Here is a 13,861-nt window from a genome sequence, read left to right as displayed (position 1 = left end):
TTTTTTAAGATAAATTATAACATATTTAAATACTTATTTTAGATAGGAGAGTTATTATGAGTAAAAAATTCATTCAAGATCCATGGGCAAATATAAGAACAAGAAATGGTTTAAGAGGAGACGAGGTTATATCTTCCCTTCAAAAATCAATAAGAAGAGGGCTTGTTGAAGAAGCTTGTAAATTTGCTTATGAAATGTACATAACTTCACCTCAAATGGAGGATAAACTTTGGAGAAGACTTATAACAATCACTGTTGAAGATATTGGAATGGGAGATACTAATGCACCAATTTTAATAAATAATTTAAATACTATGAGAAAAGAGTTTGACTATGCAGATGGAGATAGACCTATATTCTTCATACATGCTATTAGATATCTTTGTGCATGTGAAAAAGATAGATCAAGTGATTTACTTAAAAATATAGTTATTAAAGGCTTTGCAATGGGAGAAGTTCCAGAAATTCCTGATTACGCTTTAGATAAGCACACAGTTAGAGGCGCTGAAATGGGAAGAGATTCATTCCATTTTTTACATGAAGCAAGTAAAGTTATACCTCAAATGAATGTAGATAATGACTATAAAGAAAGATATGAAGAAATACTTAAGGTTTATAAAGCAGAAGATGCCGTTGAATCAGCATTTAAATATAATGGATTTCAATATTAATTAAAAGATAAATCTCTTTAAGGGGTAGGACTAATTGAGAGATAAATTAACATCTCTCAATTCAAAAAATTCTTTGAGGAAGAATTTTGAGTTTTATTTAATAGGACAAGTGTATACGAGATTAAGGATTAAAATTTTATAAGGGGATAACTTAAGATGGAAAACAAATTTTTAGCTAAATTAGATGAAAAACTGTCTCCTTTAGGAGCGAAATTAGGGAACCAAATACATTTAAGAGCCATATCAGCAGGAATGATGATGCCTCTTGCACTTATAGTTGTTGGAGCTTTATTTTTAATAATAGCTAATCCACCAATAACTATGGATTTAGTAGATGTGAATACATCAAATATACTTATTAAATTCTTAATTAATTGGAAAAACTTTTCCACTGAAAATTATGCTTTATTAACAGCACCTTTTAATATGACAATGGGGATATTTGGTCTTCTAAGTGTTTTCGGAATTTCTTATTCATTGGCAAAGGAATATAAGTTAAATGCACCAATAGTAGGATTAATATCAACTTCTATTTTTCTTATGGTTGCAGCTCCTGCTATTGAGGGAGGAATAAGTACTCAATTTTTAGGGGCAGATGGATTATTTGTAGGAATAATAATATCAATTTTGTCAGTTGAAATAACAAGATTTATAGAGTTAAAGGGATTAAAAATGAAATTCCCAAGTTCAGTTCCACCAGCAGTAACATCTTTTGTCAACTCTATACTTCCAGTGTTAGCTAACATAGTAATAATATATGGGTTAAATATTATCTTAGTTTCTATGATAGGTAAAAATATTCCTGAGGCAATAATGAGCATATTAACACCAGCTTTATCAGTTGTAGATAATATTGGGGGATTCTTATTTATAATAACTTTTGGAAATATTCTTTGGTTATTTGGAATTAATGGAACATCAATAATATTTCCAATACTATTTTCACTTGGAATAACTAACACTGGAATTAATAGTGAGCTTATAGCGGCAGGACAAGATCCAACAGCACTTATGAATCTTCAGATGTTTAGAATAGCTATAATGGGGGGAGCTGGAAATACCTTAGGTTTAGTTCTACTAATGTGTAAGAGTAAATCTATACATTTAAAGTCATTAGGTAGATTATCATTAGTACCAGGTATTTGTGGAATTAATGAGCCAATAATATTTGGAGGACCAATAGTATTTAATCCAATACTTGCCATACCATTTATTTTAACGCCAATAGTTACTTGTGGCTTAACATATTTTGCTCAATTAACTGGGTTTATAACACCAGGATACATAGTAGATCCATCATTTACACCATTTTTTGCACAAGCATATTTATCATCTTTAGATGCTATGAATGTTCTTTTTGTATTTTTACTTATACCAGTAAGTATGGTACTTTATTATCCATTCTTTAAAATCTTTGAGAAAAATACAATGAAGAATGAAATGGTTGCTACTAACTAAATAAATTTATGATTTAAAATAATTATTGAATTTCTTTAGTTAATTATATATACGGATTAATAAAATAAAAACTCTATAAAATAAATAATAAGTTTAAAGCATTTAGGAGATTATACCTAAATGCTTTTTTTATTAATTTTAGATTACATATTTTAATAAATGAAGAAGGCGAAGAATAGAATAAATAATATAAACTTTGTTAAGTAAGTAGGAGAAGAGATGAGAATAGAAAATAGTGTGTTTTTCAGAAAAACAGAATTAAGAAGTTTTTGCACATATAGATTTATTTTTGGGATAAGCTACAGTCTTATGATTCCCATAATTCCATTGTTTTTTGATTCTATAGGTATGGAGACTGTTGTAATAGGTACTGTTATGTCTTTATACGGTGTTAGTAAGACACTAGCACAAATGCCTTTTGGAATTATTTCAGATAGGATGGGGGATAAGTTAAGTTTAAAACTGAGCATTGGTCTAATGGCATTTGTTCCAATTGGATATACCTTAACTAATAATACATTAGCGGTAGGAGCTTTATATGTAATACAGGGAGCAGTTTTAGGTATGGCGGCTCCGGCTACTTATTCTATACTAGCTAGGTCATTAGATTCTAGAAGAAGAGGAGAGTGTACAGGTTTTGCATCAGCAGTTTTCACCTTTAGTGGAGGAATAGGTGCAGCAATCGCAGGATATATTGTAACGCAGTTAAATGATTATAATACTGTATTTTACTTAGCTTCCTTTGGAGTATTTATTACTTTAATTTATATTTCCTTAAAGATAACTAAGGTGAAAGTAAGTAAAGCATGTGGAGGAAATAAAGTAGGTTTAACCTGTATATTAGGAGAGTTAAGAAGAAAGGGTCTTATGCACAAGGTTTTAGTTCTTGGATCAATAGCCTTTCTAGGAGACTATATATATTCTTGTGTTATAGCACTTTTTCACTTTTATGGACAAGATGTTTTAGGAGCATCGGTTTCTTATACCTCATCAATAATATCAGTTTATCTTTTGGTATTTGGCTTAGGAGCTCCAATAGCAGGATATGTTAGTGATAAGATAGGAAATAAGAAGCAACTATTTTTATCTTTTACCGTAATGAATTTAACATTACTTTCTTTAATAATAATTAGAAGTATACCAGTTTTTACAGTAGTTATAATAATGTATTTTTTAGGAGCTACTTTTTTAAACGCAGCTCTTCAAAGTTCTCTTTCAGAATTTGGGGACAATCACATAGTAAAAGGCTTTGTTTTTGGTTTTGTTGGTTCATCAGAATCTTTAGGTTATGCCTTAGGACCACTTATTTCAGCATATATTTATGAAATTAATAAAAATTATCTATTTTTAGGTTTACTAATAGTTTCAGTCTTAGTTACAGCTTTATATATAATATTCTTTAATAAAGTTAAGATATAGGATTGAATAATAATTTAAAGTATGAAGGATACTAAAGAAAAACTCAATTTAAGGAGTTTGCCATGGACATAAGAAATAATGTTTTATTTAAGAAGAAGGAGCTATTAAATTTTTGTATTTTAAGATTTATATTTGGTATAAGTTATAGTTTTATGATACCAATAATATCTCTTTATTTTGATTCACTTGGAATAGGCACATTATTAATAGGAATAATAATGTCACTTTATGGAGTGAGTAAGGCATTAGCTCAGGTTCCTTTTGGTATGGTTTCAGATGCCATAGGAGATAAGTTATTACTTATAGTTGCTCTTGTTTTAATGTCTTGTATTCCTTTTGCATATACCATTTTTCATACAAAGATTTTAGCAGGGAGTATATATATAATTCAAGGGGCAGTTTTAGGAATGTCAGCACCAGCAAATTATTCTATACTTTCAAGATCTTTAGATGAAGAAAAGCGAGGAGAATGTACAGGATATGCCTCAGCGGTCTTTACTCTTGGAGGTGCTATTGGAGCTATTATAGGAGGATTTATAGTATCTAATATAAATAACTATAATATGGTTTTTTATGTATCATCAATAGGAATAATAATTTCACTTATATTTACGGTATTTAAAATTAATAAGTCGGAAAAGATCATGGATAAGTGCAAAAAGTCAAAGGGAAAACTGGGGTGTAGAATAAGGGTTATAGTAGAGGATATTAAAGAAAATAAACTGGCACCTAAAATAATCTTATTAAGTTCAGTAGCCTTTTTAGGTGATTTTATATATGGATGCATAGGCTCTATGTTTCCTTTTTATGGTCAAGATGTTTTAGGAGGAACAATATTTTATACTTCATCAATAATTTCAATTTACTTATTTGTTTTTGGCTTATTTGCTCCTTTAGGTGGATGGACTAGCGATAAAATAGGAGTGAAAAGACAATTGTTTTTATCCTTTATAGTTATGAATCTATCTTTATTTGCATTATCTTTTATAAGAGGTATAACCTTATTTACCATTGTAATAATCATTTATTTTTTAGGAGCAACATTTTTAAATGCATCACTTCAAAATTCATTAATGGAATTTGGAGAAGATGAGAATATAAAGGGAATAGTTTTTGGATTTGTTGGAGCATCAGAATCTTTAGGCTATGCAGTAGGTCCATTAATTTCATCATATGTATATAAAATAAATAAAGGATGGCTATTTCTAGTGTTATTAGGAATATCACTTATAGTATCATCAATATTTTTATTGTTAAAGAATAAAGCTTTAACAATAAAAGTATAAACACTAAAGATGAAATAAATATAGTTAAGTATAAAAATAAATTAGAAGGATTACATAGTTGTAATAACTGTAAATAGGAGTGTAGAAATAATGAAAAAAGTTATCTTAATTACAGGAGCAAGCTCTGGAATAGGTTATGCAACAGCTAAATTATTATTAGAAGAAGGGAATACTGTATATTGTACTGCAAGAAGAGTAGAGAGAATGAAAGAGCTTGAAAAAATTGGTGGTAAGTTAATGCATTTAGATATCAGAGATGAAGAATCAGTACAAAAAGCAGTAGAAACCATAATCAAAAACGAAAGTAGGATTGATGTGGTCTTTGCTAATTAAGGATATGCTTGTGCAGGAGCAGTAGAAACTATAGATATAGATGCTGCAAAAGCAGAGTTTGATGTTAACTTATTCGGAGTAGTAAGAACTATTAAGGCTGTTATGCCTCAAATGAGAAAGCAAGGATATGGACATATTATTGTAACATCTTCTTTAGTAGGAGTGGTTTCCACACCAATGATGTCCTTCTATCCAGCTTCAAAGCATGCATTAGAAGGTATGATTGATGGTTTTAGAATGGAAAGTGCGAAAAGTGGAATTAAAGTGGTGAAAATACAACCTTCATTTATTGATACTGAATTTATAGATCCAGCTATGAAAACACTTGAGAAGGCATCAAAATCAGAATGTGCTGGAGCTTACAAAGAAGAATTTATGTTATTTAAAAAAAGCTTTACTAAATTAATTACCAATGCACCACCACCAATAAAGGTGGCAAGAGTTGTATCAAAAATAATTTCTAAGAAAAAGCCTAAAAGTCAGTATTCCGTAAATATTGACTGTGTATTATGTAAAATATTAAAAAGAGTATTTGGAGATTTGGCAATAGATAAATTAATGACTAGAATATTTTTGAAATAAAGAATAGTTACTATGAATAACAAAAACAATGTAGTAAAAATATAATACATTATTTTTGTTATTTTTTTTATGTTCAGAAATGATAATTTATATGGCTTTTTTTATATTAAAAAATGTCAAAGTATCCTTTATGACCAAAATTAATTTTAAATTCTCATAATATTTAAATATTTTTATTTTGTTGATACTATGTAACCATAGTAAACTATAAGAAAAAGAGGGAAATGATTTAAATGAATTATTTGGGAGAGAGTTTAAAATTACATGCAGAAAAGGTTGAAACAATAGATAATTTAAGTTTAGCTTATACACAAGGAGTTGCAGAGTCTTGTAGAAAAATAAATGAAAATAAAGAACGTTATATAATTAAGTTAAAATAGTAGATTATTGAAAGGTGAGAAATATTATATGGAAGAGAAAATAATGGTAGAGATAAAAGAACTTAGAAGAGAAGAAATAGATGAGATTATGAGAATATGGCTTGAAAGTACAATAAAAGCTCATGATTTTATTGAAAAAGAATATTGGGAAAAGAATTATAATGTTGTAAAGGAAGTTTATATCCCAATGGCTGAAACCTTTGTTTATTATGAGGATAAAAAAATAAAAGGTTTTATAAGTATAATCAATAAGGAGTTTATAGGTGCTTTATTTGTCGATGTTGAAAGTCAAGGATTAGGAATAGGTAGTAAGTTACTTGATTTTGTTAAGCTTAGATATAAAAATATAAGTTTAGCTGTTTATAAAATGAATGAAAAAGCAGTTAAATTTTATATAAATAATGGGTTTAAAATAATTAAGGAACAAGAAAATGAGGATTCAGGATTTGTAGAATATATAATGAAAAGTTAAAGGGATTATAAGGGAAATGAGGAGTAGATATGAAAGGTTTGGAATTAAATGAAAAGTTTTATTTTGAAGTAGTGAAGCCACTGATTGAGGATGAATTTCCTATGATAAAAGAGAAATATGCTGCTGGGCTTATAGGATATGGATCAGATGTTTTAGGAAATGATGATGAATTATCCAGAGACCATGAATGGGGGCCAAGATGTCATATATGGCTTAGTAATGATGATTATGATAAGTATGCAGTAGATATAGATAAAATGCTGTTAGATAAGTTACCTATATCATATAAGGGATACTATACAAGATATGTTTATGATAAGGATTATAGAGCATTAGTAACAGTGCCTACAAAGAAGAATTCATTTCATCATATTGGAATAACTACAGTGGAAAGGCATATGAAGATTCAATTTGGAATTAAGAAAAAGCATGGTGAATACAGTTTATCAGATCTGGAATGGTTATGCATTCCAGAACAAAAGCTATTGGAACTTACAAGAGGAAATATTTTTGAGGATAAAATAGGTGAAATTACAAATGTAAGAGAAAAATTTAAATATTATGATGATGAGATATGGAAATATAAACTTTTATATTGTTGGGATGAAATATCATACTTAGAGTTAATTCCTTTATGTTTTGCTAGAGGAGATGAAATTGGTGGAAAGATATGCTTAAATAGGGTAATTGAAAATATAATAAGGATAACATATTTATATAATAAGACTTATTATCCAGGTTATTTAAAATGGTATGGCTATGAATTTTCTAAATTACCTAAAATAGCTAAGGATATAGAGGAAAATATAAAACTTTGTCAGGAATCATCAGATATAAATATAATTATGAATAATATAAGATCTATTATTGAAGTCTTATTAAAGACACACAATGAAATAGGTATTACTGAAACTTTAAATATTGAAAATAGTAAGACTAATAGAGGACTTTGTAATATTTCTGTTGGTAATGTTACGAATTCTATAGAGAAAAGTTTATCAGAGAAATTTAAGGCTCTAGGTGTAAGGGGAGCATGTGACCAATGGATTACCAATTCAGATTTATTGGTTTGGTCTGAAAATTTTACTGAGTTAAAAAGAATATATGAAAATAAAACTTTAGATAGAAGTGGAATTGGTGATATGATTGTGTAATAATTAATATTATAAGAGAAATTTTTCTTAATAATATAAGTGATATCTTTAATTTGAGGTAATTAAGATTATATTTAGTAAAAAAAGATAATAAAGAAAAACATAAGATTATACAATAACTAAAGGTTTTATATGGTATAAGGAGAGTGAGCAAAATGAAAAAGTGTTTATATTGTGGAAAAGATTTAGAAAAAGAACCAAAGGAAAATTATATAGAAAATAAAGTAGGATATTTCTGTAGTGAAGATCACTTTGATAAATATATACTTTCTTTAACTCCAGAAGAGTATATAAAAGTTCAAAATTCTTTCTGCGTATGTAGTGATGAATAGTTTAAATTATTTTTTATTTGCAAAATTTATCAATAATATTAATTTATAATATATATCATGCATTTAAACATTCTTAAAATTTTAATAAAAAGGAAGTTTAAAGGCATAATTGAGAAAAAATTTAAGATAAATAAGATATAGCAACATGTATCAAGAGCTTATGATACATGTTGCTTTTTTAGTTAGGTTTAGAGTTTTACTTAATAGCAAAAACTTTTCCAAAAGAAAATCTAACTAAAGGAGATATTATTAATAAATTAAGTGGTAATGCTATAATAAAATTTCTTGCAATACAGTAAGGGTATATTTTTATTGCTTCTAAATTGAAGCCAGCAACAACTATAGAGCCATAAAGAGACATTAATAAAACCATTCCTATAACCATACAAGTAGATATAGCTATAACAATTTTAAGAGGATGTGTATTTTCAGTTGGTTTAACTATTTTAAAGGCAAGAGGTTTAGCAAGTTTACTCACTACAAAAACATCTAAAAAAAGTGCTACAATGAATCCAAACCAAAAGTCTTTAAATAAGTTTGAAAGCAAGCTTGAATTTAGTCCATCATTTAAAATCATATTATATACTGTCATACAAAGTACCATGCCAAAACACATCATTAATGTAAAAGTAAATTTTTGAAATTTAGTGTTTCCCATAAAAAAATCCTCCTAGGTAAAAAAATAAAGTCAACTAAGTTGACAAGCTATATTATAACAATAAAGAAAAGAAAAAGTCAACTAAGTTGACTTGGGGTATCAGGATTATAAATTTAGGTTAAATAATTATTTAGAGATTAAACTACATAGTAGGGAATTTTATATTGAATTATGTAAATTTAAATGAAAGATTAAAATGCAAATCTTAATGTGATAAAATGTATTAAAGTACGAATAAGTAAAAAAGATAATAAATAAAATTATTATAAATAGGTGAGGTAATGAATAAAGAGTTAAATATAATAGACTTAGTAAGTGAAAAACATATAGTTCTTAGAAGAGAAGTTGAAGATAGATGGTTAAAAGAAAATAAAGAGGAAATTTCTCATACAGAGGCAATGCTTTTGGCTAAAATTAGTATGGGGAAAATATCTATTGCAGAGGTTGCTAGGCAGGCGAATGTTTCAAGACAGGCAATGTTTAAATGTGCAAAGAAATTAGAGAGTAGAGGCTATTTAAAGTTTAAAAAGACAGAAAGTAATAGTAAATATACAGAACTTACTGAAATGGGAGTAGAATATTGCAAAAAAAATAATGAGCTTAAATTGATTATAGAGAAAGAGATAGAAAAGACTATAGGTAAGGAAAATTTAGAATTTATAAAAGAAATATTAAAAAAAAGATGGATAGAATAGAATGTTAACTAGGATATAGCATTAAATATAAGTATAGTGAACTAGACAAAAAAAGCTAAAACCCTTCTATAATAATAAACACATAAAAAGGAGCTATATTAAATATTTTATATAGCTCCTTTTAGGATTTTGTATAAATGTATATTAAAAGTTTAAGTTAACCGGGGGATTAACTTAATTCAGTATGTCGTAAATATCATTTAAATTTCTTACTACTAAGATATTTCTATATTTTATTTTTGTGAAAATGTAGGATTTAAGATCTCTACATAATATTATTGGAGTAATACCAAACTTCATAGCAGCTTCACAATTTTTAGGATTATAATCAATAAATATTGATTCCTCAGGTTGAACATTAAGTTCTTGTAAAGCTAGTCTAAACATAAGTTCATTTGGCTTAGTTATTCCTTTTTGAGAAGAAATTATAAATGAAGAGAAATATTTTCTTAAATTCATGTTTATAAATATGCCTTCTAAAGATGGCCAAGCATCTGATACTATTGCTAGTTTATATGATTGACTTAGTTTTTGAAGAGTACTAGGCACATCTTCAAAGAAGGTATATTTTTCATAATTGTATACATAATCATTTGTTATTGATTTAATATCATCCTTAATTAATCCTAATTCAGGAAGATTATCAGAAAAAATTTTATAAAATTCTAAAAAGTGAGTATATTCATCACTTTCAGTAAGAATAAACTTCTGCTTGTCTATATATTCATAAGCCTTAGAAAAGGCTTCTTTTTGTCTAGATTTTTTTATAGAATCAAATTTATGTCTGTCCACGTATTTGAAAAAGTTAGGTGTTATAAACCAATGACCAGTAGAAGACTGGTTCAAAACTCTACCTGAATCAAATAAAATTGCTTTAATTTTTGTTTTATTTAAATTACTCATACGTAAACCTCTCCTTATAATGTCTCATATAGGTAATAAGCATATTTATTATAATTTAATGTTTTATAAAAATTTGAGTAGTTCTAGTCCTTTAGTTAATAAGTATGTTTATTACATTTAAACAACCTTATATGGGTAAAAGAAGTGTTGATTTTTTAGTTTAGAATAGGGTCATATACTTATCTCTAAACAGTAAGGAAAGATTCTGTAAATTTCAGATCTTAGGGAAAATAATCTTAAATTTATGACTAAAAAATCAACACTTTTATAGGAATAGATTAAGAAATAAATGTTCTTAATAACTTTGTTATTATGGTAATATAGGTATTTATTTATTACAATATTTATATATGAATATAAAACTTACTTGAAAAGTTTATGATATTAAGTTGAATGAAATTCAATTAGGTATATTTTTGTGCGAATTATTAAGCATACAATAGCTTTAATAAAAGAGAAAAGAAAGTTTAGTGGAATAATAAATTTTTGGAGGGATGCATTTGAAAAAGGAATTAGATGAAATTAAAAAAATAGAAGAAGATATTGAAGTTAAAATAGAATCCATAAAAAATGAAGATAGAGAAGAAAAGCATGACATTAATAAGGTTAAGGTTTTAAAAAACACTATATATGATAAAACTTCAAAAGTTTTTGTTTATAATTTAAAGAAACTTATTCAACTGGAAGGAACTCAAAAGAGATTAGCAAAGAAAATAGGTGTTTCAGAGGATTTACTTTCAAAATACAAATCTGGAGAGGCTTTTCCGTCAATAGAAACCTTAATGTATATATGTAAAATATATGATTTGAGTTTAGATAAATTTTTAAATAGAACTTTAACTGCAATGGATATTGATAATTTAGAAAATAATCAGGGGATTGATGAAGAAATATTTGAGAAAATATATTATGCATATTTCTTAATAACTAACATAGGAAAAGAAGGGGGAATTCATGAAGGAAGAATTGAGTTTAGAAATGAAGAGGTAATATTTAAAATCCTTTCTATGGGAGAAGTAGTTAAATCCTTTAAAGGAAGCTACATAATTTCAGAAAAACTAATATTTTTTAATTTGCAAAGCAAACATGATGGTATAGCTTATATAAATATGATAAAACCAAACTTAAATAAAAATAAATATATTGGTGGATTAGCTTTAATGATGTTACCATCAGATGCAAATAGCAAACCTTGTGTTCAAAAAATCTTGATTAGCAAAACGAGAATAGATAGAGAAGAGCATAAAGGAGAATTAAAGAACTTTTTAAAGTTCCCTGAAAAGAGTAAGGAACTTGGTAATATAAAAATTTCTCAATGGGAAGATGAAGAGGTTTATGATTTTATAAGTAATTATTAGAGAATATAAATTTTTCTATATAACTAATAAAGGATGAAATGAATTAAGTGAATTTACAAGTTATAGTAGTGAACTGTAAAATCACTTTTTTATAAGAAAGGAGAAGCTACTGGATAAATAAAGATATATCTATTTTATATTCAGTAGCGTTAATATGATATGAAAAAATGGAATAATGGTGCAAAAGATAAAAAGTTTATAGCCTCATATAGTGGAGGGAAAGATAGTACATTAGCTTTATATAAAGCAATGCAAGAAGGAACAGCCGTAGGTATTATTGTAATGATGGAGGAAGATGGAGAGAGATCAAGAGCTCATAGTCTTTTTCCATCTGTGCTTAAGGCACAAGCAGAAGCAATTGGACTACCTCTTTTTACAGCAGCTACAAATTGGAAAAACTATGAAAAAGTTTTTGTGGAAAAATTAAAAGAAGCAAAAGATTTAGGTGCAGAGGTACTTGTAACAGGAGATATTGATGTGCCAGAAGAGGAGTGTTGGCATGAAATAGTTACTAGTGGTGTAGGTCTTGAACTTGGTATGCCTCTTTGGAGAAAAAGTCATAAGGAAGTAGTTGAAGAATTCATTAATTTAGGATTTGTAACTAAGATTGTTACCATTAATCTAAATAAAGGAATGAGGAAAGAAGATTTAGGAAGAACTCTTACTTTTGATTATATGAGAGAGTTAGAGAAAAGAGGAATTGATCCTTGCGGTGAGGCTGGAGAATTTCATACTACGGTTATAGCAGGACCACTTTTTAAAGAGGAATTAAGAGTTAAACATGGAGAAATCATATCAGATGGAGATTATATGTACTTAACTTTGGAATTAGAAGAAGATATATAAATAGCATCTTAGATTGTAATAAAAAAGTAAAGTGCTCTAACACTCTACTTTATAAAATTTTAGTTTTATTAGGTAACTGGTATAATTAAATTTTTAGTTTATAAAAATAGTAGCCTTCCAATTGGGAGAGGAGGCTACTATTTTTTTATATAGTGGTTAGTTTAGTGTTATTTAATAACAAAAGCATCTTTTTTTAGAAGTTAAAAAATCTACAAATTTCTGCTCATAATAATTTAATTTATAATTTTTTCTAAATACAATATAATACTTAAAAGGCATGTCTATATTTTCTAAACTAATTTTCTTAAATGAACCACATCTTAATTCATGAGTTATTGATATTTCAGGCAAGAAAGAGTACCCTTGTCCAAAAGCAATAGAGGATTTTATTGACTGAGGGGAATTAAGAGATAAAACAGAATTTAAGTTATCAATATTAATTCCATTGTCTTTTAATATAGTTTCTAATAGTAGTCTATTTGCAGAACCTTCCTCTCTTACTATTAAAGGTAATTTATAAAGCTCATCAATATTAAGAGATTTAATAGTAGTATCCTTTCCACCAACTAAAACAAGTTTATCTGGCATTAAAGGTAGTATTTCAAAATCATTATTAGGATTAGGCTTACCTTGTATAATTCCCATATTTGTTTCATGATTAGATAGTTTTTTTAGAATATTTGAAGTATTATCTATTTCCATAGAAATATCAGTATTATAATGTATTTCTTTGAATGTATATATACTGCAAGGCATAACATGCTCACCTAAACTTTTACAACAAGAAATAATTAATTTAGATTTAACATTTTTTAATTCATTTAATTTCTTTTGTAAATTATCCTCTATAGATAGCATAGAATCAGCAAATTCAAAGATAATTTCTCCAGCTTCAGTTAGACTTACTCCAGTGTTACTTCTATTCAACAATTTAAAGTTAGTTTCATTTTCAAGTTTTTGAATTTGCATACTAACACCAGGTTGAGTTAAATGCAATTGTTTTGCAGCTTTAGAGATACTATTGCATTTAACTGTGGTATAAAAGGAACGAAGATACGTCAAATTCATATTCTCACATCCTAAATATTATTTTAAGTAGCTAATTTATAGACTATATAGTAATAAATCTATTTTATGTATAAAATTAATTTTACATGAAAACAATTTACTTTTAAATATGTATAGGTATATAAAAATAATAACAATATTTTAATATTAAAAGAAGTTTGTTTATTAAATAATGTATATAACAAACTGTTATTATACATAACATAGTTTTATTATGTGTGATGATGTTTTGTGTGATATTATTAC

13 protein-coding genes and 2 pseudogenes are annotated in these 13,861 nt (G+C 27.1%); 12 read left to right on the top strand and 3 right to left on the bottom strand.

Annotation, left to right across the window (positions count from 1 at the left end; genetic code table 11):
- Positions 1–56: 56 nt before the first annotated feature.
- The 9 genes and pseudogenes from OIF33_RS10330 (at position 57) to OIF33_RS10290 (ending at position 8,087) form a co-directional block, all read left to right on the top strand.
- Positions 57–671, top strand: a complete 615-nt coding sequence (locus tag OIF33_RS10330; protein WP_322504166.1) for a hypothetical protein — start codon at positions 57–59, stop codon at positions 669–671.
- Positions 672–827: 156 nt separating this feature from the next.
- The gene (locus OIF33_RS10325) at positions 828–2,129 is read left to right on the top strand and encodes a PTS sugar transporter subunit IIC (protein WP_322504165.1); all 1,302 of its coding nucleotides are present in this window, start codon (positions 828–830) and stop codon (positions 2,127–2,129) included.
- Positions 2,130–2,348: 219 nt separating this feature from the next.
- Positions 2,349–3,548 (top strand): MFS transporter, encoded by a 1,200-nt coding sequence (locus tag OIF33_RS10320; RefSeq protein ID WP_322504164.1) that lies wholly within the window; start codon positions 2,349–2,351, stop codon positions 3,546–3,548.
- 62 nt (positions 3,549–3,610) lie between these two features.
- The gene (locus OIF33_RS10315; protein ID WP_322504163.1) at positions 3,611–4,834 is read left to right on the top strand and encodes an MFS transporter; all 1,224 of its coding nucleotides are present in this window, start codon (positions 3,611–3,613) and stop codon (positions 4,832–4,834) included.
- Between the two features lie 90 nt (positions 4,835–4,924).
- Positions 4,925–5,749: pseudogene (locus tag OIF33_RS10310) on the top strand (SDR family oxidoreductase).
- Between the two features lie 233 nt (positions 5,750–5,982).
- Positions 5,983–6,105, top strand: a pseudogene (locus OIF33_RS10305) (NAD-dependent malic enzyme); the annotation flags it as partial.
- 52 nt (positions 6,106–6,157) lie between these two features.
- Entirely contained in the window at positions 6,158–6,601 is a 444-nt protein-coding gene (locus tag OIF33_RS10300) for an N-acetyltransferase (protein WP_322504162.1), read from the top strand.
- Positions 6,602–6,630: 29 nt separating this feature from the next.
- Positions 6,631–7,755 (top strand): DUF4037 domain-containing protein, encoded by a 1,125-nt coding sequence (locus OIF33_RS10295; RefSeq protein WP_322504161.1) that lies wholly within the window; start codon positions 6,631–6,633, stop codon positions 7,753–7,755.
- A gap of 155 nt (positions 7,756–7,910) precedes the next feature.
- On the top strand, positions 7,911–8,087 hold the full coding sequence (locus OIF33_RS10290; RefSeq protein ID WP_322504160.1) for a hypothetical protein: 177 nt from the start codon (positions 7,911–7,913) through the stop codon (positions 8,085–8,087).
- A gap of 196 nt (positions 8,088–8,283) precedes the next feature.
- On the opposite strand, the gene OIF33_RS10285 is transcribed toward OIF33_RS10290, so the two are convergent.
- Positions 8,284–8,745 carry a DUF2798 domain-containing protein gene (locus tag OIF33_RS10285; protein ID WP_322504159.1) on the bottom strand — a complete coding sequence of 154 codons (462 nt, stop codon included), beginning with the start codon at positions 8,743–8,745 and terminating at the stop codon, positions 8,284–8,286.
- 281 nt (positions 8,746–9,026) lie between these two features.
- Here OIF33_RS10285 and OIF33_RS10280 point away from each other — a divergent pair, with 281 nt between their 5' ends.
- Positions 9,027–9,440: a MarR family transcriptional regulator gene (locus tag OIF33_RS10280; RefSeq protein ID WP_322504158.1), complete on the top strand. Its 414-nt coding sequence runs from the start codon at positions 9,027–9,029 to the stop codon at positions 9,438–9,440.
- A 174-nt stretch (positions 9,441–9,614) separates the two neighbouring features.
- Here the strand turns inward: OIF33_RS10280 and OIF33_RS10275 are convergent, their stop codons facing one another.
- Positions 9,615–10,343 (bottom strand): HAD-IA family hydrolase, encoded by a 729-nt coding sequence (locus OIF33_RS10275; protein ID WP_322504157.1) that lies wholly within the window; start codon positions 10,341–10,343, stop codon positions 9,615–9,617.
- A 500-nt stretch (positions 10,344–10,843) separates the two neighbouring features.
- Here OIF33_RS10275 and OIF33_RS10270 point away from each other — a divergent pair, with 500 nt between their 5' ends.
- Complete coding sequence (locus OIF33_RS10270) at positions 10,844–11,701, top strand: helix-turn-helix transcriptional regulator (RefSeq protein ID WP_322504156.1); 858 nt, start codon at positions 10,844–10,846, stop codon at positions 11,699–11,701.
- 159 nt (positions 11,702–11,860) lie between these two features.
- Positions 11,861–12,547 carry a diphthine--ammonia ligase gene (locus OIF33_RS10265; protein ID WP_322504155.1) on the top strand — a complete coding sequence of 229 codons (687 nt, stop codon included), beginning with the start codon at positions 11,861–11,863 and terminating at the stop codon, positions 12,545–12,547.
- Positions 12,548–12,718: 171 nt separating this feature from the next.
- On the opposite strand, the gene OIF33_RS10260 is transcribed toward OIF33_RS10265, so the two are convergent.
- Positions 12,719–13,615: a LysR family transcriptional regulator gene (locus tag OIF33_RS10260; RefSeq protein ID WP_322504154.1), complete on the bottom strand. Its 897-nt coding sequence runs from the start codon at positions 13,613–13,615 to the stop codon at positions 12,719–12,721.
- Positions 13,616–13,861 lie beyond the last annotated feature (246 nt).

The sequence above is a fragment of the Clostridium sp. LIBA-8841 genome, from assembly GCF_034439435.1.
Taxonomy (GTDB): Bacteria; Bacillota; Clostridia; order Clostridiales; family Clostridiaceae; genus Sarcina.
This window is presented reverse-complemented; position numbering and strand designations above follow the sequence as displayed.